Genomic DNA, 23,373 nt, shown 5'->3' with positions numbered 1-23,373 from the left:
ACCTATTTCTACTATATGATAAGCTTGTACGAATTATGTTTGCAACTTTTTATACTTTTAAGAAGCGACGAATTGACATTACACTTCCCCACATACCGATTAAAGCACCGATTAACACTAGTAAACCAGCTAATTGGAATACGAACGGACTGTATGGTAGAAGCTCGAAAATTGTTCCGCCAAGTTTTTCATTAAACACACCTTGCAACGAATTATACGTAATTAGAATTAGGCCAATTGGAATAATTGATCCTAATACTCCTAAGAATAATCCCTCTAGCAAGAATGGCCAACGAATAAACCAGTTTGTTGCACCAACAAGTTTCATAATTTCAATTTCTGTACTACGAGCATAAATTGTAATTTTAATTGTATTAGAGATTAAGAACATCGCTGTGAATAAAAGACCAGCAATTAACGCAATCCCAATGTTACGACCAGTTTTTACAGTATCAAATAATCGTTCAACTTGCCCTTTTCCGTACTGAACATTACTAACAAACTGCATTTTTTCAACCTTCTTCGCGATTGTCGCTGTATCGGTTGGCTCTTTTGCTTTTACAACGAATACGTTTTTAAGTGGATTATCTTGTTCAAATAACTCAAACGTTTTTCCACTATCACCTAAGCTTTTAATTAAACGTTTTAACTCTTCTTCTTTAGAAGAATATTTAATAGAATCTACTTTTGCAATCTTACTCATATCTTCTTCTAATTTCTTTTGATCCGCTTCTTTTGCAGCTGGATCAATGTGTACACGAATCTCTACATCTTGCTCTACTTTCGTCGCAAAATGGTTCATATTCATAATCGCTGTTAAAAAGACACCTACAAGTAATAATGTAACTGTTACTGCACTAACAGAAGCAAATGTCATCCATCCGTTACGTGATAGATTCTTTACACCTTCTCGCAAATGTCGACTAAGGGTCTTAGCCTTCATATCCGTATCCTCCCTCAATCTCATCTCGAACAATTTTTCCGCCTTCAATCGCGATTACACGATGACGGATTGTATTTACGATATCTGCATTATGCGTCGCCATAACGATCGTTGTGCCGCGCTCATTAATGCGAGTAAAAATATTCATAATATCAAGAGCTGTTTCAATATCTAAGTTACCTGTTGGCTCATCGGCAATTACAACCTTTGGTCTATTTACAATTGCTCTTGCAATAGCCACACGTTGTTGCTCCCCACCTGAAAGCTCACTTGGAAGTGCGTCTGCACGATCTTCAAGGCCTACAAGACCTAGCACTTCTGTTACACGCTCACGAATTGCATCCGGTTCTTCTTCAATTACTTCTAAAGCAAACGAAACATTCTCATATACCGTTAATTTAGGTAGCAATTTAAAATCTTGGAAAATTACGCCTAATTGACGACGAAAATACGGAACGTCTCTTTCTGCCAATGTTTCGATAGTAAGTCCATTTACATTAATAGATCCTGTAGATGGTTTCTCTTCACGATACATCATTTTAATAAATGTAGATTTCCCGGCTCCACTCGGTCCAACTACGTATACGAATTCACCTTGTTTAATGTTAACTGTAAGACCAGCAATGGCTTTCATACCATTCGGGTACTCCTTATAAACATTCGTCATTTTTATCATTATTTATCACCCAATACTTAATGATTTTTTTCGAAATACTTTTCTGTACATCTGAAAATAAAAGACATCCTTCATTTTCATTTATTCATCCTTGTTGAAGGTAGTTTACTTATGCTTTCTCATAAGCAATACCACTCTATGTAATATATTTCAGCAAAATTCTACAAACCCCATTGTAACATCAAACGGTTTCCAATTTGGATACATTTTTGTTACAGTTATGTTACATACCAGAAAAAAGGAAAACGAGTTGACTATATTATCAACTCGTCCATTTCACCTTTTTTATTTATGTTCAGCTAACCATTCAGATACTTTTTTCGCATCTTCACCTTGAATAAGTCCTGGTGACATTGAACCGCGGCCTTTTTTAATAATCTCTTCGATATCTGCAGCGTCGTACTTACCGCCTACTTTTCTTAAATCAGGTCCAGTTGCCCCTGATAAATCTGTTGCGTGACATCCCGCACAACTTCTTTGGAAAATTTGTTCTGCGCTGTCTGTGCTTGCAGACTGTTTCGAAGACTTACTCTCTTCTTTATTTCCGCATGCTCCTAAAGCAAAAACAACTGATGTCCCTAGCGCAATAGCCAACAATTTCTTTTTCACTTCTATCGCTCCCTATTGTTGATATTCTTTTTATTCCTAACACACTCATTTTCATTATAAGCATTATCTTTATATAGAAAAACTAAGGTGTATTTCATATTCCTCAAAAATACAGTGAGAACCTTGATAAAATAAAGCTTTTATAAGTTGTTTCAATTCTGTGAACAACTTATAAAACTTCTATAAAGTATCCTTTTTAAAAGGAAAATTAGAAAAGTTCTATATAAATCTTTACCCTATTACCGCTCTATTTTACTATTCTCTACTTTTTACAAAACAATATACAGCATTGTAATCTACATATAATCCCATCAAAAAGAGAAGTTGTCGTTTCCAACTTCTCTTCCTCTTTACTTCATCTATAAAAATAAAATCAAATTCTTTATATCCTCTATTGTCCTCAGCATGCGCCAACAATTTCGTTGGCTTTTTTTCGCTTATTAGATGCGAGAACGTAAGTAAGCATCAATAAATGGATCAATCTCTCCATCCATAACAGCTTGTACGTTACCAACCTCCGTATTTGTACGATGGTCTTTTACAAGAGAATACGGGTGGAATACATAAGAACGGATTTGGCTACCCCATCCGATTTCTTTTTGCTCTCCGCGAATTTCATCTAATTCTGCTTGTTGCTCTTCTAGTTTCTTTTGATATAATTTCGCTTTTAACATTTTCATCGCATGCTCACGGTTTTTAATTTGAGAACGCTCCGACTGACATGTTACAACCGTATTTGTCGGTGTATGTGTAATACGAACTGCTGAATCTGTCGTATTTACGTGCTGCCCACCAGCTCCACTTGCTCGGTACGTATCAATTTTTAAATCTTCTGTACGTACTTCGATTTCAACTTCATCATTGAACTCTGGTACAACTTCACAAGATACGAACGATGTATGACGGCGCCCTGAAGAATCGAATGGTGAAATACGTACAAGACGATGTACACCTTTCTCTGCTTTTAAGTAACCGTAAGCGTTATGACCTTTAATTAATAAAGTTACACTCTTAATACCAGCTTCATCACCTGGTAAATAATCAACCGTTTCTACTTTGAATCCGCGTTTTTCAGCCCAGCGTGTGTACATACGTAATAACATAGAACCCCAGTCTTGTGACTCAGTTCCACCTGCACCTGGATGTAATTCTAAAATCGCATTATTTTTATCATAAGGATCACTTAATAGTAACTGAAGCTCATACTCATTCATTTCTTGAATTAAGCCTTTTACTTCTGATTCTAATTCCTCATGTAAATCTTCATCATACTCTTCTTTTAAAAGCTCATGCGTGATTTCTAAATTTTCAAACGTCTCATCTAACTGACGGAACTTTCCAACCATATCTTTTAACGCATTCGCTTCATTAATTACAGCTTGTGCGCCTTGTTGGTCATCCCAAAATCCTGCGCCCATCATTTTTTCTTCTAATTCTGCAATTTGTTTCTCCTTAGTAGGGAGGTCAAAGAGACCCCCTAAAAGCCGCTAATCGCTTAGCCATTTTCTCTAATTCCTGTCTAATTTCTACTAATTCCATTTCCTTCACCTCTATGTAATTGCTGTTACTTTCGTATGAAAACAAGGGAAACTCTCTCCACTTATTACGGAGAGAGTTTAATCCTTCTTAATTATACATTTTTGATATAAAAGTTTGCAAAACAGCCAAAGCTACCGTCCTATATTACTGAACGATACCACAGCAGTTTTTATATTTTTTACCACTACCACATTTACATAAATCGTTGCGGCCCACTTGGTCACCTTTTACAACTGGCTTTTTCTTTGCTTCTTCGCCATCGCTAGAAGGATGAACAGCTTCACCTTGAACAACTTCTTGACGTTCTAAGTTTTGTTCAATTTCAGCTTTCATAATGTAACGAGAAATTTCCTCTTCAATAGAAGCAACCATTGACTCGAACATCGCGAACCCTTCCATTTGGTACTCACGAAGTGGATCGATTTGACCGTAAGCACGTAAATGAATACCTTCACGAAGGTGATCCATTGCATCAATATGCTCTGTCCATTTCGTATCTACAACGCGGAATACAACAACCTTCTCAAACTCACGCATTTGCTCTTCTGGCATAAGCTTTTCTTTTTCATTGTATCGCTCTATTAATTTCGCGATAATCGGTTCGCTCATTTCCTCAGGAGCAAGGCGACGTAATTCTTCTTCTTTTACATCTCCGTCTTGAAGAAGGTTTGTATTTAAGTAGTCAACAAGACCTTTAATGTTCCAATCTTCTTCAATTTCCTCTTGCGTATGAAGGGCAACAGCACGTTCTACTGTAGATTTCATCATACCTTCAATAATGCCGCGTAAGTTGTCAGACTCCATTACCTCTTGACGCTGTTTGTAAATAACTTCACGTTGTTGACGAAGTACATCATCATATTGCAGTAACTGCTTACGTGCATCATAGTTATTTCCTTCAACACGTTTTTGTGCAGATTCTACCGCACGAGAAACCATTTTACTTTCAATCGGCTGAGAATCATCCATACCAAGGCGGTCCATCATTGCTTTCATATTATCTGAACCAAATCGGCGCATTAATTCATCTTCCATCGATAAGTAGAACTGCGTAACACCAGGGTCCCCTTGACGACCAGCACGACCACGTAACTGATTATCAATACGACGACTTTCGTGACGCTCTGTACCGATAACTGCTAAACCAACGTTTTTCACATCGTCTCCAAGCTTAATATCTGTACCACGACCTGCCATGTTCGTCGCGATTGTTACAGCACCTTTCATACCAGCCTCTGCAATGATATCTGCTTCACGAGCATGGTTTTTCGCATTTAAGATGTTATGACGTACACCTTTACGCGTTAACATTTTTGAAATAAGCTCTGAAGTTTCAATTGCAACTGTACCTACAAGAACAGGTTGTCCTTTTTTATGACGATTTACAATATCCTCAACAACAGCATTGAACTTACCTTCCATTGATTTAAAGATTAAATCGGCACGATCATCACGAATAATCGGTTTGTTGGTCGGAATTACAATAACGTTCATATTGTAAATGTTACGGAATTCCTCTTCCTCTGTTTTCGCTGTACCAGTCATACCAGATAATTTTTCATACATACGGAAGTAGTTCTGGAATGTAATTGTTGCAAGCGTCATGCTTTCATTTTGAATTTCTACACCTTCTTTTGCTTCAATCGCTTGGTGTAATCCTTCGCTATAACGACGACCTTTCATAAGACGACCAGTGAATTGGTCTACAATTACGATTTCGCCTTCTTGTACAACATAATCTGTATCACGGTGCATAACAACGTGTGCACGAAGTCCCTGATTAATATGGTGAAGAAGTGCTACATGTTTTAAATCGAATAAGTTTTCAATATGGAAAGCTTTCTCCGCTTTCGTAATACCATCTTCTGTTAGCATTACATTTTTCGTTTTCACATCAAATGAATAATCTTTTTCATTTTCTAACGTACGAACAAATGCATTTGCAAACATGTATAGCTCTGTTGATTTTTGAGCTTGTCCTGAAATAATAAGCGGCGTACGTGCTTCATCGACTAAAATAGAATCGACTTCATCGATAATAGCAAAGTGAAGTGGACGTTGAACGCACTGCTCTTTATATAAAACCATGTTATCACGTAAGTAATCGAATCCAAGCTCATTATTTGTGCTATACGTAATATCAGCAGCATAAGCCTCTTGTTTCTCTTCGCGTGACATACTATTTAAGTTAATTCCTACCGTTAAGCCAAGGAACTCATGAAGTTGTCCCATTTCGCTCGCATCACGTTGTGCTAAATATTCATTGACTGTAACAACATGAACACCTTTTCCTGTTAAAGCATTTAAATATACAGGTAATGTAGATGTTAACGTTTTACCTTCACCCGTTTTCATCTCAGAAATATTCCCTTCATGTAAGGCAATACCACCCATTAACTGTACGCCATATGGACGCATTCCAAGAACACGAGTTGCCGCTTCGCGAACAACTGCAAAAGCTTCAGGTAGTAGATCATCTACTGTTTCACCTTTTGTTAGACGTTCTTTAAATTCAAGCGTCTTTCCTTTTAATTGTTCATCAGTTAGTGGCTTAATAGATGACTCTAATGCATCAATTTGCTCAACTGTCTTTTGCATACGTTTAATTTGGCGTTGATTTACATCAAACACCTTTTTTAAAATACCGATCATAGGAAATACGCTCCTCTTTTTATTAAAATAAAACTTCCGATTGTTTTCTTTTTCTCTATTACAATCAGTCGTTATAAAAATCAAATGTATGTTATGCCAATTTTTCTCCTAATTAAAAAAACTAAAATGTATATACCTAATGATAATTGTAACACTTGTCTCATAACTATGACAACAATCGGCAAGATGTCGGGCCTTATATTCAGAAAAAGTTTTTATTTCATTTGTTACGTTCCTTTTCTCTGTCTCGCTATTTCAATTTCACGTTACAAATTTCGTATTAAATCTAAGTCATATTCTTTCAAGTTTCCTTTTAAAGAATATGACTACCAGAAATTCCTTAATAAAATCTAAATCGACAATTACAAAAAGCCGGAAACTTTGCAGGTGCAGCATCCATAGATACTTACACCTACAAAAAAACTCCGACTTTAAAAGATATTGTTATGTTGCAAGATCTACAAACACCATTAAAATATAGCTGTATCAATCATAAATTTTATTAATTTATCGGTATTTCTAATTCATGATATTTCCCTTTCTTATCCTTTATACAAGAAATGAATTTCACTTTAGTTGATTCATTTGAAAAGTTTTTATAATTTTTATAAGGGTCATCTCCTATAAAATAATTTGTCCCTATATACCCTCGTACTGTTTTACCAGCAGGTATTACAGGATCAAACTGATATTTTTTAGGTAATTCCATTGAATAAGGGATTAAATTATAAAACTCACCTATTTTAGAATAAAACATTGTATCGGAAATAGACTTATTACTAAGCAAGTTAATATCTCGATTTGTTGTATTTGTAATATCTAAAGGTAAAACATACGTCACTACTTCACGGTCTTCATAGGGATCATAAACTTTTGTAGGATCAAGAGGATTGAGTGCATGAAACGTAACTCCTTGCCCATCTTCAAAAGTTCTATTAGATAAAAACTCATCTTTTACCACTTTATAAGATTCATTATTAAGATTTAATGTTTTAAATCTTAATAAACTAGCAAATATACATAGCAACAGACACAATCCAATACTTATTAAGATATGTTTTCTCGTCACTCTTAATCTACCAACTTTCCATTATTAACATGTACAATACGATCTACCATTTCATTATCTAGAACATGCACATCATGACTGGCTACAACAATAGTCGTTCCCTTGGCTTTTTCTACTTTCAAAATATCTAAAACATCTTTTATCCCATCACTATCTAAAGCATTAGTTGGCTCGTCTAATAACAGTAATTTGGGTTGTTCCATTAAAGCTTGCGCTATCCCTAAACGTTGTTTCATACCTAAAGAGTATCTTTTATACTTTCTCTTATCTGTTTTATCAAGTCCAACCCTTTGAATAATATTATAAATCTCCTCATCGGAGATTTTATTGTTAATCGATGATAAAAATTTCAAATTCTGAAAACCAGTATACCCTGGAATAAAACTTGGATATTCAATCAATATTCCCATAGAATCAGGAAATTGCTTTTGTTTTCCAATTATTTCATTATCTATATAAACAACTCCAGAATTCAAGCGCATTAACCCTGATATAGCGCGTAAAATCATCGTTTTACCAGAGCCATTATGCCCCTTCAAAACTAAAAATTCGCCTTTTTTTACTGACAAACTAATATTATCTAACACAATATTTCCTTTTAATCTTTTCGTCATACATTCACATTTAATATAATTGTCCATAAATTATTCACCTATCACATCTAGTTTTTTAAAACAAAAACTACCTAATAAAATCATTACAACAACAATTACTACTCCTATTAAAAGTAAATCATTATATTGAATAGATTGATTATTACCTAAAGTCAATTGAATTGAACTGTGATCAACAAAATACCAACGATTTGGCATAACAAAAGAGCCTAAAAAATAAATACTATGAAAGAAAATAGACAAAAATAGGTACAACAACATTAGTACAAAAACAATAGTTATCGGTATATAAAAAGTTAAAAACTCAAAAATCAAAGCTAATAAAAAGCTTATAATTATTTGAATTAGCATAGTACCTAATATCTTATAAGGAAATTGACTATATAAATTTAAAAAATTATACTCGCCTAAAGAAAGCAAATAGTAAGCGCTAAACCAAATAAAATACATACCAATCCAAATAATAATTATATAAAAAAACAAAGATAATATTTTCGTTAACCACAGAAAATGCTTCTTCTTAACACGAGGAAATAAATAAACACCATTCTGTTGAATATCTGAAAAAGCAAAATTCCCTACAAGCAACAAAGGAGTGATTTGAAAGAATATCCAATAAAAAGGGATAGAAAATCGTCCCTCCTTATAAAAATAAAATAAATCCACAAAATCTACTCCATGAAAAAATCGATAAAAGGTAGCATCTACTAATACAGATTCTTTACCATTACTAAGAGGCTGATTGTATAAAAAGGCAATTGCAATAATAGCGTAAATTAAGAATAAAAAAACCATTATCTTGATGGAATCTCGAAACCTTACATATAAATCTCTTTTTAACAAATAATATAAGATCATAATGTAAACTAGACCACCTCTGTCTCATCATTCATAGAAATATAACTTTTTTTAGATAAAATCCATACACTTATAAAAAAGATAAAAAAACAGCCAAATAAGCGTATAAATAAACCAGTAGCATCTTCAAAGACATTTATATAAAAAGCATTTGTAAATAAAAATCCATGTAATATAAATCTATCTAATAAAACAGCAGTAATCATACATATTATTACAAGTAAACTAGGTAAAAATAATTGCAATAAAGCACTTATCATACATATAAAAACACTCGCAAATAATTGAATGCAAAATAATAATGGATAATTTACATCAACACTAGTTACAGCCATCATAGTTGACATCAAAAACAACTGTAAAATCATACTCCCAGCAAAAAAGTAAACAAAAACGAATAATTTTAAATAATATATAGAAACTAATTTCAATGCATTATTCACTCTGTAAACAACATAAATACTAAAAAAGTTCGACATAGAATATACAGAAAAAACAATTGTTAAAGGAATAAATATAGTCGACAAATTATACAACGACATAACCTTATACAAAGCTTCCAATTCGTTCATTTTCTCTTTTACAATTCCGGGTTCAAAATAATTGAACAAGCAACCAATGATACTAACATTAAGTACAAAAAGAATACTTAACCAAACATATTTCATCCTTATAGTTTCTTTCATAACATTATAAAAGAACATGCTTCCTACTCCCCCGTAAATAAAGAACTACAGAACAAAACCAAATACATAACAGTACACTAAGAAAAATTTGTAATTCAAAAAAGCCAAAATCTTTAATTAAATAATCTTTAGGATTGAGAATCCCTTTCCCAATACCAAGCCAAAAAATATGTAAAATAAATGGAACTAAATAAATAAAATAAACTCGTTTTATAAAAAACGAAACTGATAAAGCTAAACTCGAAAAAGCCGCACCGTATAAGCCATTTAAAAATACATACATTAGAAAATATAAAGTAGGGTACTTATAATAAACTATATGAAATTGAGCTGTTGGCGAAACAGTAGAAGCCATATAATTTAATATTGGATGCGGAGCAACTGTTGGATAAGTCATCACATATAAATAAAAATTAAATAGTAAAGGGACACTTATAATAAAAAAAGATACAATAAAATTAATAAAATAAAGCAGCTTAAAATAATAACATGTTCCCATCTTAGAAATAACAGGATAAATAAATCCATAATTTTTATCAATTCTATAAATCCCTGCTACAGCCATTGCGGAAAGCATAGGAAATATAAGTAAATAAAACTCACTATAAAACGATAATCTATTAAAATATAAAATATTAGATAAATATGGGGATACCTTTATAATCCCAGCATCGTTAAATCCTTTAGTTGTCACAAACATAGCAATATATTGAGCAATAACAATTACTAACATAATAAATAAAGACAACCAAAACATCCTACCTTTTAAAATCCTTCCTAAAAAGTAACTCATCTATAGCTCCTCCATAAACCATTAAGTTTAAATCTTTTTTAATATGAACAATTGATCCGCAACACCATAACATTTCTTTTCTTTATTTAACCAAATGTAACGAAAAGAAACATTTGCTCTCTCTCCTTCAAATTTAGGAAACTCAACTTCATACTGATAAACATCATTTGCGCCTTTTCTTTTTACACTCTTAACTTCTTGTTTCCACTGAATTACTTCTCCATCAGTTTGTTCAATCCGTCCCAAGAGATACGTTGGTTTTTTCTTATTCGTAACACCCGTCAAAAAAACATAATAATTTTCTGGTATAACTCCTAATTTCAATTTTTTATTTGAAAGCTTATCCTCTATTAAACTATCATTTTTTTCTATTTGTCCTTGAAAGAAATCATCACCATTTTCACTTTCCAAAAACACTTGTTCAAAAACAGTATTTTTGTTAATTCCTTTTAATTCAATACTTTTCAAATTATCTTTTTCCGTTAAAGTATCTTCAATATGTACAATAGGTTCATCTACTTTCTTTTGACAAGAAACTAAGAAACTAATACTCAATATAAAAAAACAAACTAAAATATATTTTGAAATAAACCTCATTACAGCTCCTCCTATTTTAAAAATGAAATAGCAGGAAAAGTCGTATAATCCGGATTTGAAACTATACGACTTTTTCTAGCACTATAAAATAAATAATTTCAATTTATAATTTCTAAATCAATATTCAATGTAAGGTCCACTAGGTCTTACACTATCAGGACTCCAAGCAGTAGGATAAGCATTATTTTCTCTAGAATAACCACCAAATCTCACAGGCACATTTTTCCCATGGTTTTCATATGCATAATTTTGAAAAAGATATGTTCTACCTGGTATCACTGTTCCTTCATGCTTACCTGAAACATTTACCCATTTTCTATCTTCTGCACTTTTATTTTTATCTGCTTCTGTCCAAACATTGAAAGAACCTCCGCCCTTCTCACTGCTCTTCACACGCATATACATAGAGGTAGGCGTCTCTTTAGGACGTGCATTAGTATAATCATATGGACTCCAAAGTCTAAAGGTAAAATTCACATGGTCATCCCTTGTACTAGCCTTAGCCGGTTCGGTTAAAGCAAAAGTACTAGCTAAAATACCTAACGATAAAACAGATCCAAACATAAAACGACTTTTTTCTTAATGCCCACTAAAAGCACCTCCGATAATTTGTAGCATTATATTGATTGTATTTTTCCACTGAAGGAACAAAATCAATATAATACAATATTATGGTAACAACACCTCAACACACCTTCAATGGATTTCAGAATATTTAATATTACTTTTACACTTGCGAACATTTCGTTAAATTTTTAAAAACAATACTATATCCCTAGCAAAGAATTACTTGTAAAGGTAGCTACATTCCTATGCCTGTTCCAAATAATAAAGAGTAACTCACCTCTCTAAGTTTCGAATTTTCTCCTGCTGTTTTGAGGAAATACCGCCTAAAAATCACTTCTTAATGAAATCGGCTACTTATAAAACTTTTTTAACCTTGCTGCGAAAAATACAAAAAAAGCGCAGCCATTTCGGCTGCGCTTTCGAATTATTATTTAGTTTCGATTAAACCGTATTTCCCATCTTTACGGCCATATACAACATTAGTTTCGTTTGTATCAGCATTTGTGAAGACGAAGAAATTATGTCCTAGCATATCCATTTGTAGGATTGCCTCTTCAACGTCCATCGGTTTTAAATCGAATCGTTTTGTACGTACAAGTTCTAATTCATCTTCTTCTACCTCATCCAAAACAGCTACTGCTTCTGGAAGGATAAAGTTCGTTTTCATAGAACCTTTCTCACGTAACTTACGATTTACTTTTGTTTTATGTTTACGAATTTGTCGCTCAATTTTATCAACTACTAAATCGATAGCAGCGTACATATCGCTATTAGTTTCTTCTGCACGAAGTAATAAATCAGTAAATGGTATTGTTACCTCGACACGTTGCTTGTCAGAGTATACTTTTAAATTAACTTTAATCTCTGGGAATGTATCAAAATAACGCTCTAACTTACTTAGTTTTTTCTCTACATATTCCTTTAATGCTGGAGTTACTTCAATATTTTCACCACGAATGTTGAATTTCATAGATGAATTCCTCCTTTCAAGCCTATGTATTATAATTTCGACATTGGCTTAAAAACTCCTTCTAACTTTTTTAAAAAAATTAGTGGAATTGCGATTTTTTTATCGTTTTTTGTTGAAATGAAAAGATGCATCGTTTCTATTTTTATTTTATCCTATTAACATCGTGAATAACGAATATAACTGTGGACAATTCGTTACAGAAAAGAAACAACTTTTTGACAACTTATCCTATAACAAAAACCCCTTGCGAAAAACAAGAGGTTCTACTACATATATATAACGTTGCCACAAACGCAGCTTTCTCTTCCAAAAACAATATACCCTACAGTTTCACAACATTAGCTGCTTGTGGTCCACGTGCTCCATCTACAATGTCAAACTCTACTTGTTGCCCTTCTTCTAATGACTTATATCCATCTTGTTGAATAGCAGAAAAATGGACAAATACATCGTCACCATCTTCACGCTCAATAAACCCAAATCCCTTTTCTGCATTGAACCATTTCACTCTTCCTTGCATGTTCATTCCATTCCCTTCACTCTAAAAATCAGGGCATTCGCCCCATATTTTGACTATAACGAATGACAACATATGAAGTCAAAGAAGACTTATCGCCTTTTTATTATCCCTTTCGACACTGCCATATTAACTTCTACAAAGTGTCAAACTAGATACTTCTCTTGCCCCTCTTTCATATAACAAACTTCCGATTTGCCTAACTGTAATCCCTGTCGTATACACGTCATCAACGAGTAAAATATGTTGCTCAGAAAACATCTCTTCTCCCTGAAAATAAAAAGGATTGCTTCCTGACACCCTTTCTTTACGTGTCTTCTTACTTTGCTTTTCTGTTTCCCTTCTTCTTAATGATGGATAAGAAATTTTGACAGGCAAACAAGTTGCTAATAACTCAGCTTGATTAAAACCACGTTCAATTTCCCTTTCCTTACTAAGCGGAACAGCGATAACGGTTGAAACATTGGCAAAATACTTTTGAAATAAACTTCGAAAAGGACGATAAAAAATGTGCACTAACTCCGCATCCCCCCGAAACTTAAACTGTGCTACTATTTCTTTCATCTCATCATCATACATATATAACGAACGGTTTTTAAAAGAACGATACTTCTCCTCTTTCGTCCACCTTATACAATCTATACAAATACCGTCTTCTTGAAATGAGGCAGGAACAAATTCTAAAGGTCGCCCGCACTCCATGCAAATTTCTCCTATAATATAGGAAAGTTTCTGCTCACATCTATCACATATATATTTTCTATGACACTTTACAAAAAAAGTGTACCAACTAATCTTTTCTACAAAACACTCATCACAAAGTAAACAATGCATTAATCGATCAATCCTTGTTCTTTCGCATTTTTATTCATACCTTGAATATGTTTTTTCGCGCGCACCATCGCCTCTGTCTTGCCATAGTGAAAATAAATGACCTCTCCATACGGTGCTTCAAAGCTCCGCCCTGCTCGGCCCGCAATTTGTACGAGCGCACTTTCTGAAAATATTTCTTCTTCCGCCCCTAAAACTGCGACTTGCAAATTTTTCACCGTTACGCCTCGCTCTAAAATTGTCGTTGTAACTAATAATGGGATTTCTCCCTTTCTGAAAGCCGCTACTTTTTCTTTTCTCCCTGGATCTTCTGCATGTACACCTTCAATTCGATTGTTTAATGGTTTTAACAACAAGCTTATTTCTTCTATATATCGCACATGGGGGACGAATAAAAAAATAGGGAATTTTTTATTTAAGTATGTTTGTAACCACTGTAGTAAAACTCGAGGAATTCTTTTATGAATGAGGTTTTTTTTCCAATTCCCGCACCAACAAAATAAAGGAACTGGCAAAGGATGACGATGATATCGTCCAGAAACAATAACACCTTTTTGTTTACCTTGTTTAAGTTTTCGCTTCCACGTTTCATCTGGAGTCGCAGTTAAATAAATACGCGCCGCTTTTTCTTTCATCGCTTGTTTTACCGCGTACTGTAACATTTGATCTGCACAATATGGAAACGCATCTATCTCATCTACAACCATGACATGAAACGCCCTATAATAACGTAATAATTGATGCGTAGTCGCAACGACTAGTACTGCATCTTTTTCTTTATCCACACTCCCTCCATATAAAGCCGCTACCTTTATATATGGAAATACTTCTTGCAATCTCGGTGCTAATTCCAGAACAACATCCGTTCTCGGCGTTGCGATACAAACTCTTTCTCCTTTTTGAAGCGCTTCGTTAATTCCGTAAAACAACATCTCTGTTTTCCCAGCCCCGCATACAGCCCAAATAAAAAATGATTCTTTTTGCCTAATAGCCTCTATAACTCCTTGCGCCGCCAAATTCTGGCCAGTAGACAACGTACCGTTCCACTGTAACAAGTTTAAATTCTTTTCTCTCTTTCTTTCAGCAATCCCGCGAACAAGTACAGCACATTCACTTACCCTCCCCATCGTTATACACTTCCGGCAATATGCGCACACTTTACTGCACCTTTTACATAAAAACGACGCAAATAGCCGCCGATCTACATTTCCGCAGCGTTGGCACATATATTTAGAATTCTTCTTTTTTACACCTTGTACACATACGATCTCTCCCCTCTTTTTCAAATCGTTTAATTCCCTCTGTAAATCTGAAGAAAGTTCTTCTAATAGCAACTGTTTCCCCGCTAGCATCAACAATCACCTCCAGCACTACTATAAACCTTTCTCATCATCTCGTAAAAACTCAAAAAAGCCGATAACCTACTTATAAAATAGTAAGCTATCGACTTTATACACGTTTTTTATTCTTTTATAAATCCTAGAATCGACCGTATCCTAAGAAATGTTTTTGGTTATACGAACTGTTAATATCACCGTACGCAATTCCTTTATCACTAGCATGAATCATTTGGCCATTACCAACGTAAATACCGATGTGAGATGGACCTGCTTTATAAGTACCTTGGAAGAATACTAAATCTCCTGGTTGTGGGCTACTTACTTTTGAAACAGAATTCCAGTAACCATTAACGTCTTGACGACCTACACCAAAGATGTAAGAAATGAATCCACTACAATCAAAACCACCGTTTGATGGAGATGCACTTCCCCAAACATATGGCATACCTAAGTATTGCTTTGCCTTACCAATTACGCCCGGAGTCGGATTTGAATCTGGTGTTGGAGCTGGCTTTTTCTCTTCTTGTTTAGGTGCTTCTTTCTTAGGCTCTTCTTTTTTTGGTTCCTCTTTTTTAGGTTCTTCTTTTTGAGCTTGTCCACCATTGTTTGCTGGTGCAGCTTGCTCTGCAGGTGCTTGTGCTGGTTGAGCTTGCGCAGCTTTAGCAGCTTGCTCTGCTTGTTTTTGAGCAGCAGCTTCTTGTGCAGCTTTTGCTTGTGCTTCTTCTTCGGCAATGCGTTGTAATTGTAATGCTTGTTTCTCAAGCTCTTTCAATTGACCTTCCGTACTTGTCATTGAAGTTACAACTGTATCCATTTTACCGCTTAAATCGTTTACCGCTGTTGCTTTTTTCTCTTTTTCAGCGTCAAGTTCTTTCTTAGCAGTTTCAATTTGAGCTTGTGCTTCTTTTAATTCTTTTTGTTTTTCTTTTACCGTTGCAACATCTTTTTTCACACTAGCTTGGTCTTCTTGTTGTGTTTTCATGATATCTTCATCAGACTCAAGAATTTTAGAAACAGAAGTTAAACGATCAACTAAATCTGCAACGTTTTTAGAGTTTACAAGAACTTCTGTTACAACGTTTGTATTTGGTTGTTCTTGAAGTGCGACTAAACGCTTTCTTAATAGCTCTTCACGTTTTGCAATCTTTGTTTGTAATTCTGCAATATCTTTATTTTTCTTTTCAATTAATTGCTCAGTATCAGCAACTTTTTTCATTGTTTCATCAAGCTTTGCAGCATTCTCTTGAACAGATTTATCTAAACCTTGAATTGTTTTGTTTAAGTCATTCATTTGCTTTTGTAATTCATCACGTTCTTGTTGTTGTTTATGTAAAGTGTCATTTTGTGTGTTAATTTGTGATTTCACGTCAGAAATTTTATCTTCTGCAAATACATTTGGTGTTAGCCCAGAAAACATTAATCCTGCAACTAATGCACAAGATGCCATTTTTAGCTTTTTCATTTTATTTTTTACACCGCTTTCTTTTTTCTTTTTCCGTATATAACCTATAAAATTTATACCATAATTCGGGATTTTTTTTGCTAATGTTACGTTTTTGTAAAACAAATGTAATATTATATGTAGCTCTAGCGCAAAATGCGTATATTTTTGTATGTATGTGTAGAAATTTATATACTTTTCTCACTTCTATAAACAAAGAAAAAACGTAAGGAATTCCTTACGTTTTATTAAATATACGAATACAGATGAAATGCTACTTCATCCATTTCTCAGCCCAATTTTGGACCTCATCCATAACACTTTCTAACGCTTTTCCCTTGTCAGTTAAGCCATACTCGATTCGAACTGGTACTTCTGGATAGACATTACGAACTACAATGCCCTCGCTTTCCAATTCCTTCAAACGCTCTGACAACATACGATCGCTCATATTTGGGATAATATCTGCGATTTCTCTAAAACGTTTCGACTCTTCAAGCAAAGATTTAATAATTAAGCCAGTCCACTTCTTACTAAGCAGAGTAAAAGCTGACTCAAACTTTGGACATAAACAAGAATTATGCTCCATATGTTTCACCTCTCTTCCATTATAATATAGTTTCTTGTAAAAAGTAAGTTATAAAACTTTCCTCATTATTTTATTTTACGTACATTTTACCATTTCCAAATATTAACTTGTCAACTAAACGTAACATACCCGTAAAAAAACCCTCTTAAAAAGAGAGCTTTTTATATCTTTATTACTTCGTATACCATCCAAGACCTAATGCACCTTCACCTAAGTGCGTACCAATTACAGCTCCAAAATAACCTGTACGAATTGTGACGTGAGGATATTTTGCTTCTAATTCTTTCTTCCATTCATTCGCTTCTTCTTCACGTTGTGCATGAATGATAACTGCTTCCATAGGTACACCTTTACTTGCTTGCTCATCAAAAATTTCAATGATACGTTTTAATGCTTTTTTACGTGTACGAATCTTTTCAAACGGAATAATGATTTTATCTCTAAAATATAAAACTGGCTTCACTTGTAACAGACTGCCGATGAAAGCTTGCGCGCTATTTAATCGACCACCACGTTGTAAATGATGTAAATCATCAACTACAAAATAGGCGTCCATCGTTTTCTTCATTTCATCAAAACGAGCGATAATCTCTTTTGGATTCTTTCCTTCACTTGCTAACTTTGCACCTTCACGCACATAAAATCCTTGTACTTCACAACTAATTTCAGAGTCATACGTGTATACATCAATACCTTCTACCATCTGTCCAGCTGTTGTTGATGTTTGATATGTACCACTAATTCCACTTGATAGGTGAATACTAATAACTGCATCATAATCTTTAGCTAGTTCTTCATATAGCTCAACAAACTTTCCGATTGCTGGTTGAGAAGTTTTTGGAAGTTCCTCTTGTTCACGTACTTTCACATAAAAATCATCTGCTGAAATTTCAGCTTCTTCTTGATAAGATTCTGTTCCAAACACAACGTTTAATGGAATCATATATATATTGAGTTCATCACGAATTTGCTTCGGTATATATGCCGTACTATCAGTAACAATAGCTATTTTCATTTTCGTACCTGCCTTATAAAAAGTTTTATTTCCTAATTTTACACGAAAACTACAAATGGTGCATCCATACATGAAAATGCCGGTTGAAATTATACCTACCATCTCGACAAATTACAACAAAAAGATAAAATACTCACCAAAAACTTCAGCATATTTAGAAAAAATGTTTGAATATAAAAAGGCTCGCTTTTAAAATGGAAAGTACTAGTCATTTTGATAGATAGGGGCGTACACAAGTGCTATTACAATATTTTACAATCAAAGACTACGGCGAACACGAAATCGTCATTCAAAAATCAAGATTTATTTGTTATATTAGCCGAGCAACAACTGAGGAAGAGGCTCAAGAATTTATACAAAAAATAAAAAAACAACATTGGAATGCAACACATAATTGTTCCGCTTATTTAATTGGCGAACAAGATCATATTCAAAAGGCAAATGATGACGGTGAGCCTAGCGGTACAGCTGGCGTACCAATGTTAGAGGTACTAAAAAAACGCGGACTAAAAGATACCGTCGTCGTCGTAACACGCTATTTTGGTGGCATTAAACTTGGCGCAGGTGGATTAATTCGTGCATATGGAAAGTGTACAAGCGAAGGCATTAATCATGTCGGTGTTGTCCAGCGAAAACTAATGCGTGTGATGCAAACCGAGATTGATTACACATTACTTGGCAAAGTGGAAAATGAATTACGCAATTCAAAATATGCCATTAAAGATATTCATTATCTAGAAAATGTCACATTTGATACGTATGTAGAAGAAGACGGCAAACAAGCATTTACAGATTGGATGATTGAATTAACAAACGGGAAATGTACAATTACAGAAGGAGATATGTTGTACTTAGAACAAGATGTTATCTAAGCATAACCCATTTATCACCTTCAAAGATTAATGTAGTGAATTACTTCCCTACAAATGAACTAACGAACTAAGGAGATTATATATGGAAGAACGTTATTATCATCTCCAAAATAGCAGAATAAAAAAGAAGCGAAGAAGGAAACTTTTCTTCTTCCTTATTTTCGCATTTTTATTTGGCGGTATAGGAGTTTATGTGTTAAATTCTTACTCATCTCTTATGGGGATGTATAGTGGTTTTACTCGTGAAAAATCGGATTTAAGAAACGAGGATGTAGAAATTACAAAGGAACCTTTTACAATTCTCATTATGGGTATAGAAGATTATGCGACAGATGGTCAAAATGGTCGTACAGACTCATTAATGTTTGCAACAGTCAATCCGAAAACTAAAAAGGTTTCACTTATGAGCATTCCTCGTGATAGCCGCGTTCCGATTGTTGGAAAGGGAAAAGAAGACAAAATTAATGCCGCCCATGCTTACGGTGGAGAGGAAATGGCAATCAAAACTGTAGAAGGTTTTCTAAAAGTTCCTGTAGACCATTATATTAAAATTGATTTCCAAGGCTTTAAAGGTATCGTTGATGCTGTTGGCGGTGTTACCGTTGACGTACCCTTCGATTTTTGGGAGCGCTCTGACGTGGATTACTACAAAAAAATTCAATTTAAGCAAGGACAGCAAAACTTAAACGGTGAAGAAGCACTTGCTTACGTCCGTATGCGAAAGCAAGATCCAAATGGCGATTATGGTCGTGCTGCTAGACAAAGACAATTACTGGCCGCTGTTGCCCAAAAGCTAAACTCCACCTCTACTGTATTTAAAATTAAAGATTTAACGACTGTAGTTGGAAAATATATAAAAACCGACATTCCTATTTCAGACGGACTTGCTCTTTACAATAAACTCTCTGGATTTGATCCTTCTACAATACAAACGTTAAAGCTTGAAGGCGAAGACAAAAAGATAGGCGGTATTTATTACTTCCTTCCAGATCCAATCAGTGTCGAAACGGTGCGTAACGAAATTGAAAAAGAATTAGGAGAAAAAGCAAAAAATCCAACTACAAAAAACAATTCAAATCCTGATTCAAATTCAAGTTCTAATTCTAACGAACAAACAAAAAAAGCAACAAACCAAAATAAAACACCAACTGATCCGCCACCTTCTACAAATGCTCATGCAGAGTGGATTATGCGCAATCAGCCGTAACAAAAAGGCCCAATCTATGCGATTGGGCCTTTTTTATTTACTTATTAAAGTGCTGTAAAATTGCTTCTACAATACGCTCTGATGCACGACCATCACCGTAAGGGTTAGATGCTTTCGCCATCTTATCATGAGCTTCTTTATCTGATAACAGCTCATCAGCAAGACCAAAGATTGTCTCTTCGTCTGTTCCTGCTAATTTCAGCGTACCTGCTTCAATACCTTCAGGGCGCTCTGTTGTATCACGAAGAACAAGAACTGGTACACCAAGTGATGGAGCTTCTTCTTGTACACCACCAGAATCCGTTAACATTAAGTATGAACGAGCTGCAACATTGTGGAAATCAATTACATCTAGCGGCTCAATTAAATGAATACGGTTATGTTCACCTAAAATTTCATTTGCTATTTCACGAACAACAGGGTTCATATGAACAGGGTACACAACTTGTACATCTTCATGTTTGTCAACAAGACGCTTAATTGCACGGAACATATTACGCATCGGTTCACCTAAGTTTTCACGGCGGTGAGCTGTCATAAGTACAAGACGATCATTTCCAAGTTTCTCTAGTACAGGATGACTATATGTTTCTTTTACAGTCGTTTGTAGTGCGTCAATCGCTGTATTTCCTGTAATGAAAATACGTGACTCATCTTTATTTTCCTTCTGTAAGTTCGTTGCTGATTTTGCTGTCGGTGAGAAATGAAGATCCGCCATTACACCTGTTAATTGACGATTCATCTCTTCTGGGTATGGAGAATACTTATCCCATGTACGAAGGCCCGCCTCAACATGACCTACTGGAATTTGATTATAAAAAGCAGCTAAACTTGCAATAAATGTTGTTGTTGTATCACCATGTACAAGTACAATATCCGGCTTCGCTTCTTTCATTACTTTATCCAAACCTTCTAAACCACGCGTTGTAACATCAATTAAAGTTTGGCGGTCTTTCATAATATTTAAATCGAAATCTGGCGTAATTCCAAAGATACTTAATACTTGATCTAACATTTGGCGATGTTGTGCTGTTACAGTCACAATCGATTCAATTTTTTCTGGGTGTTTTTGCAACTCTAATACAAGAGGTGCCATTTTAATTGCTTCTGGACGTGTCCCGAAAATTGTCATTACTTTTAAACGTTCAGTCATGTGATTGCCTCTTTTCTTTCACTAATTACAGCTTCTATTATGACATATAAAAATATACATGAGTACATCCCTTTTTAACGCATAACAGAAACTTTTCTATTACAAATACTTTTTCTTCCCACCGAGTAATAATCTATCTTTTGTTTCTTAACATCTTCATCAGTATAACAATTTCTCCCATCAAATAAAATAGGCTCCCTCATAAGTTGTACGTACTTTTCTAACGGATAAGTTTGAATATCTCCCCATTCTGTTACGATAAAAACCGCACTCGCATCTCTAATCGATTCATCTATACATCTACTATATTGTATAGCATCTCCAAATATATTCTTTACATATTGAATTGCTTTTGGGTCATAAAGAACAATATCTGCACCTATATTAATTAATGCTTCTATTATAATAAGAGATGATGCCTCTCTAATATCATCCGTATTCGGTTTAAAGGATGCGCCAAGAACTGCAATCCGCTTTTTATTCATGTTCATAACTTTTTTCGCTTTTTCAATCAATAGCAGCTGTTGCTTATTATTTACTTCAATAACTGCTTTTAACAAACGAAAATCATGAGCAACATTTCCCGCAATTTGTACCAGTGCTTTCGTATCTTTCGGAAAACACGACCCTCCGTAGCCAATGCCCGCATTTAAAAAAGATGCACCGATTCTCTTATCCATTCCCATCCCTTTGGCAACATCCAATACATTCGCGCCTACCTTCTCACATATATTTGAAATTTCATTAATGAAACTAATCTTTGTAGCTAAAAAGGCGTTCGACGCGTATTTAATCATCTCCGCACTTTTAATATCTGTAACATACGTTTCTAAGCATAATTGACTATACAAACTCTCTACTCTTCTTGCTACTTCCTTACTATCCGCTCCAATTACAATACGATCTCCATGAAAGAAATCATAAATACCTGAACCCTCACGCAAAAACTCTGGATTCGATACGATATGTACTGTATGCCTCCCTTTTAACTTCTCCTCAATCCATCCCTTCATTACATCATTTGTACCTACTGGAACTGTACTTTTTGTAACAACAATAATATCGTTCGTCGCATATAATCCAATATCATTACAAGCACTCTGAATATACGTTAAATCTGCCGTCCCATCTAATAAAGGTGGTGTTCCAACTGCAATAAATATAAACTCTACATCATCAAATGCCTCTTCTTTATTTGATGTAAAAGTTAAAGCATTATTCTCATATGCATAATTTATTAATTCATGTAATCTGGCCTCATAAATAGGTAAATCCCCTTGTTTTATCCGTTCAATTTTTTCATCATCTATATCAAAACATGTAACTGAATGCCCTAATTTTGCCAATCCTACTCCTGTAATCAATCCAACATATCCAGTACCTACTATCGTAATTTTCATTTCCTTTTCGCACAGGAATTTACAATAGAAAAGATATGAAATATAGAACTCTCCCTGCGCTTCCCCCTCTCATATTAAAAATGAGAAAACCCTTTTCCTTCTTCATTATATGAATTACTTCCCTTATTTTTTTTAAAGTTTTTGTAAAATTAAATGCACTATAAAGTAAAACTTAATCAATGAGAATCCGGCTGCCAGTTCACGCGTGATAAATTCCCACATTTTAACACGAAACTTACTCATTTCTACGTGCAACACTTATAATACTGAAATAAAAGTATTCACTATTGAAGAAAAAGAGGAAATGTTACATTCCAAAGCCCAGTACAATTAACCTTCTTATATGATTCAACATTCTATATACAATTGTCATATATTCTATCCGTTTCCATTAACCGTAAAAAGAAAAAAAGATTGAATTCTAATCTTTTTGTG

General features: G+C 34.4%; 23 protein-coding genes. 2 read left to right on the top strand and 21 right to left on the bottom strand.

Annotated features, from left to right (window positions below):
* Positions 1-49: 49 nt before the first annotated feature.
* The 19 genes from ftsX to B9A45_RS03295 all read right to left on the bottom strand — a co-directional run bounded on the left by ftsX (position 50) and on the right by B9A45_RS03295 (position 18,306).
* Positions 50-943, bottom strand: a complete 894-nt coding sequence (ftsX, locus tag B9A45_RS03405; RefSeq protein ID WP_000645027.1) for a permease-like cell division protein FtsX — start codon at positions 941-943, stop codon at positions 50-52.
* Positions 933-1,619, bottom strand: a complete 687-nt coding sequence (gene ftsE, locus B9A45_RS03400) for a cell division ATP-binding protein FtsE (protein WP_000594321.1) — start codon at positions 1,617-1,619, stop codon at positions 933-935. Before ftsE ends, ftsX begins: the two co-directional genes overlap by 11 nt.
* Before the next feature lie 285 nt (positions 1,620-1,904).
* On the bottom strand, positions 1,905-2,228 hold the full coding sequence (cccB, locus tag B9A45_RS03390; RefSeq protein ID WP_000727971.1) for a cytochrome c551: 324 nt from the start codon (positions 2,226-2,228) through the stop codon (positions 1,905-1,907).
* A 440-nt stretch (positions 2,229-2,668) separates the two neighbouring features.
* Positions 2,669-3,767 (bottom strand): peptide chain release factor 2 gene (prfB, locus tag B9A45_RS03380; protein WP_096001716.1). Its coding sequence is split into 2 segments (ribosomal slippage): positions 2,669-3,694 and positions 3,696-3,767, totalling 1,098 coding nucleotides; the frame shifts between segments, so codons are not numbered across the junction.
* A gap of 144 nt (positions 3,768-3,911) precedes the next feature.
* Entirely contained in the window at positions 3,912-6,419 is a 2,508-nt protein-coding gene (gene secA / locus B9A45_RS03370; protein ID WP_000579387.1) for a preprotein translocase subunit SecA, read from the bottom strand.
* 502 nt (positions 6,420-6,921) lie between these two features.
* Positions 6,922-7,449: a hypothetical protein gene (locus tag B9A45_RS03365; RefSeq protein ID WP_033668381.1), complete on the bottom strand. Its 528-nt coding sequence runs from the start codon at positions 7,447-7,449 to the stop codon at positions 6,922-6,924.
* Between the two features lie 41 nt (positions 7,450-7,490).
* Positions 7,491-8,129 carry an ATP-binding cassette domain-containing protein gene (locus tag B9A45_RS03360; protein WP_000371027.1) on the bottom strand — a complete coding sequence of 213 codons (639 nt, stop codon included), beginning with the start codon at positions 8,127-8,129 and terminating at the stop codon, positions 7,491-7,493.
* Between the two features lie 3 nt (positions 8,130-8,132).
* Positions 8,133-8,897, bottom strand: a complete 765-nt coding sequence (locus B9A45_RS03355; RefSeq protein ID WP_061655249.1) for a hypothetical protein — start codon at positions 8,895-8,897, stop codon at positions 8,133-8,135.
* Between the two features lie 71 nt (positions 8,898-8,968).
* Positions 8,969-9,664, bottom strand: coding sequence for a hypothetical protein (locus B9A45_RS03350; RefSeq protein WP_000466510.1), 696 nt, complete (start codon positions 9,662-9,664; stop codon positions 8,969-8,971).
* Positions 9,651-10,439 carry a hypothetical protein gene (locus B9A45_RS03345; protein ID WP_058839383.1) on the bottom strand — a complete coding sequence of 263 codons (789 nt, stop codon included), beginning with the start codon at positions 10,437-10,439 and terminating at the stop codon, positions 9,651-9,653. Before B9A45_RS03345 ends, B9A45_RS03350 begins: the two co-directional genes overlap by 14 nt.
* 27 nt (positions 10,440-10,466) lie before the next feature.
* A complete protein-coding gene (locus tag B9A45_RS03340) occupies positions 10,467-11,036 on the bottom strand; it encodes a hypothetical protein (protein ID WP_084063861.1) in 570 nt (189 codons plus the stop codon).
* Between the two features lie 117 nt (positions 11,037-11,153).
* Complete coding sequence (locus tag B9A45_RS03335; RefSeq protein ID WP_084063860.1) at positions 11,154-11,600, bottom strand: hypothetical protein; 447 nt, start codon at positions 11,598-11,600, stop codon at positions 11,154-11,156.
* 430 nt (positions 11,601-12,030) lie between these two features.
* A complete protein-coding gene (gene raiA / locus B9A45_RS03330) occupies positions 12,031-12,573 on the bottom strand; it encodes a ribosome hibernation-promoting factor, HPF/YfiA family (RefSeq protein ID WP_000671186.1) in 543 nt (180 codons plus the stop codon).
* A 322-nt stretch (positions 12,574-12,895) separates the two neighbouring features.
* The gene (gene cspC / locus B9A45_RS03325; RefSeq protein WP_001990088.1) at positions 12,896-13,093 is read right to left on the bottom strand and encodes a cold shock protein CspC; all 198 of its coding nucleotides are present in this window, start codon (positions 13,091-13,093) and stop codon (positions 12,896-12,898) included.
* Positions 13,094-13,219: 126 nt separating this feature from the next.
* Positions 13,220-13,924, bottom strand: a complete 705-nt coding sequence (locus B9A45_RS03320) for a ComF family protein (protein WP_033668092.1) — start codon at positions 13,922-13,924, stop codon at positions 13,220-13,222.
* Positions 13,924-15,273, bottom strand: coding sequence for an ATP-dependent helicase ComFA (gene comFA / locus B9A45_RS03315; protein ID WP_084063859.1), 1,350 nt, complete (start codon positions 15,271-15,273; stop codon positions 13,924-13,926). Before comFA ends, B9A45_RS03320 begins: the two co-directional genes overlap by 1 nt.
* 127 nt (positions 15,274-15,400) lie before the next feature.
* Positions 15,401-16,828: a C40 family peptidase gene (locus B9A45_RS03310; RefSeq protein ID WP_044584985.1), complete on the bottom strand. Its 1,428-nt coding sequence runs from the start codon at positions 16,826-16,828 to the stop codon at positions 15,401-15,403.
* Between the two features lie 148 nt (positions 16,829-16,976).
* Positions 16,977-17,291 carry a winged helix-turn-helix transcriptional regulator gene (locus tag B9A45_RS03305; RefSeq protein ID WP_000400857.1) on the bottom strand — a complete coding sequence of 105 codons (315 nt, stop codon included), beginning with the start codon at positions 17,289-17,291 and terminating at the stop codon, positions 16,977-16,979.
* A 172-nt stretch (positions 17,292-17,463) separates the two neighbouring features.
* Positions 17,464-18,306: a DegV family protein gene (locus B9A45_RS03295; protein WP_000684725.1), complete on the bottom strand. Its 843-nt coding sequence runs from the start codon at positions 18,304-18,306 to the stop codon at positions 17,464-17,466.
* A 236-nt stretch (positions 18,307-18,542) separates the two neighbouring features.
* On the opposite strand from B9A45_RS03295, the gene B9A45_RS03290 reads away from it, so the two are divergent.
* Entirely contained in the window at positions 18,543-19,178 is a 636-nt protein-coding gene (locus B9A45_RS03290) for a YigZ family protein (RefSeq protein ID WP_000926665.1), read from the top strand.
* An 82-nt stretch (positions 19,179-19,260) separates the two neighbouring features.
* Entirely contained in the window at positions 19,261-20,385 is a 1,125-nt protein-coding gene (locus B9A45_RS03285; RefSeq protein WP_058839379.1) for an LCP family protein, read from the top strand.
* A gap of 37 nt (positions 20,386-20,422) precedes the next feature.
* Here B9A45_RS03285 and wecB read toward each other — a convergent pair whose 3' ends face one another.
* A complete protein-coding gene (gene wecB, locus B9A45_RS03280; protein WP_000140145.1) occupies positions 20,423-21,538 on the bottom strand; it encodes a non-hydrolyzing UDP-N-acetylglucosamine 2-epimerase in 1,116 nt (371 codons plus the stop codon).
* Positions 21,539-21,612: 74 nt separating this feature from the next.
* Positions 21,613-22,938 carry a UDP-glucose dehydrogenase family protein gene (locus B9A45_RS03275; protein ID WP_000704920.1) on the bottom strand — a complete coding sequence of 442 codons (1,326 nt, stop codon included), beginning with the start codon at positions 22,936-22,938 and terminating at the stop codon, positions 21,613-21,615.
* Positions 22,939-23,373: the final 435 nt, after the last annotated feature.

This window comes from Bacillus sp. JKS001846 (assembly GCF_900176455.1).
Taxonomy (GTDB): Bacteria; Bacillota; Bacilli; order Bacillales; family Bacillaceae_G; genus Bacillus_A; species Bacillus_A cereus.
Note: the sequence above shows the minus strand (reverse complement) of the source record. Positions and strands in the feature narration are given on the sequence as shown.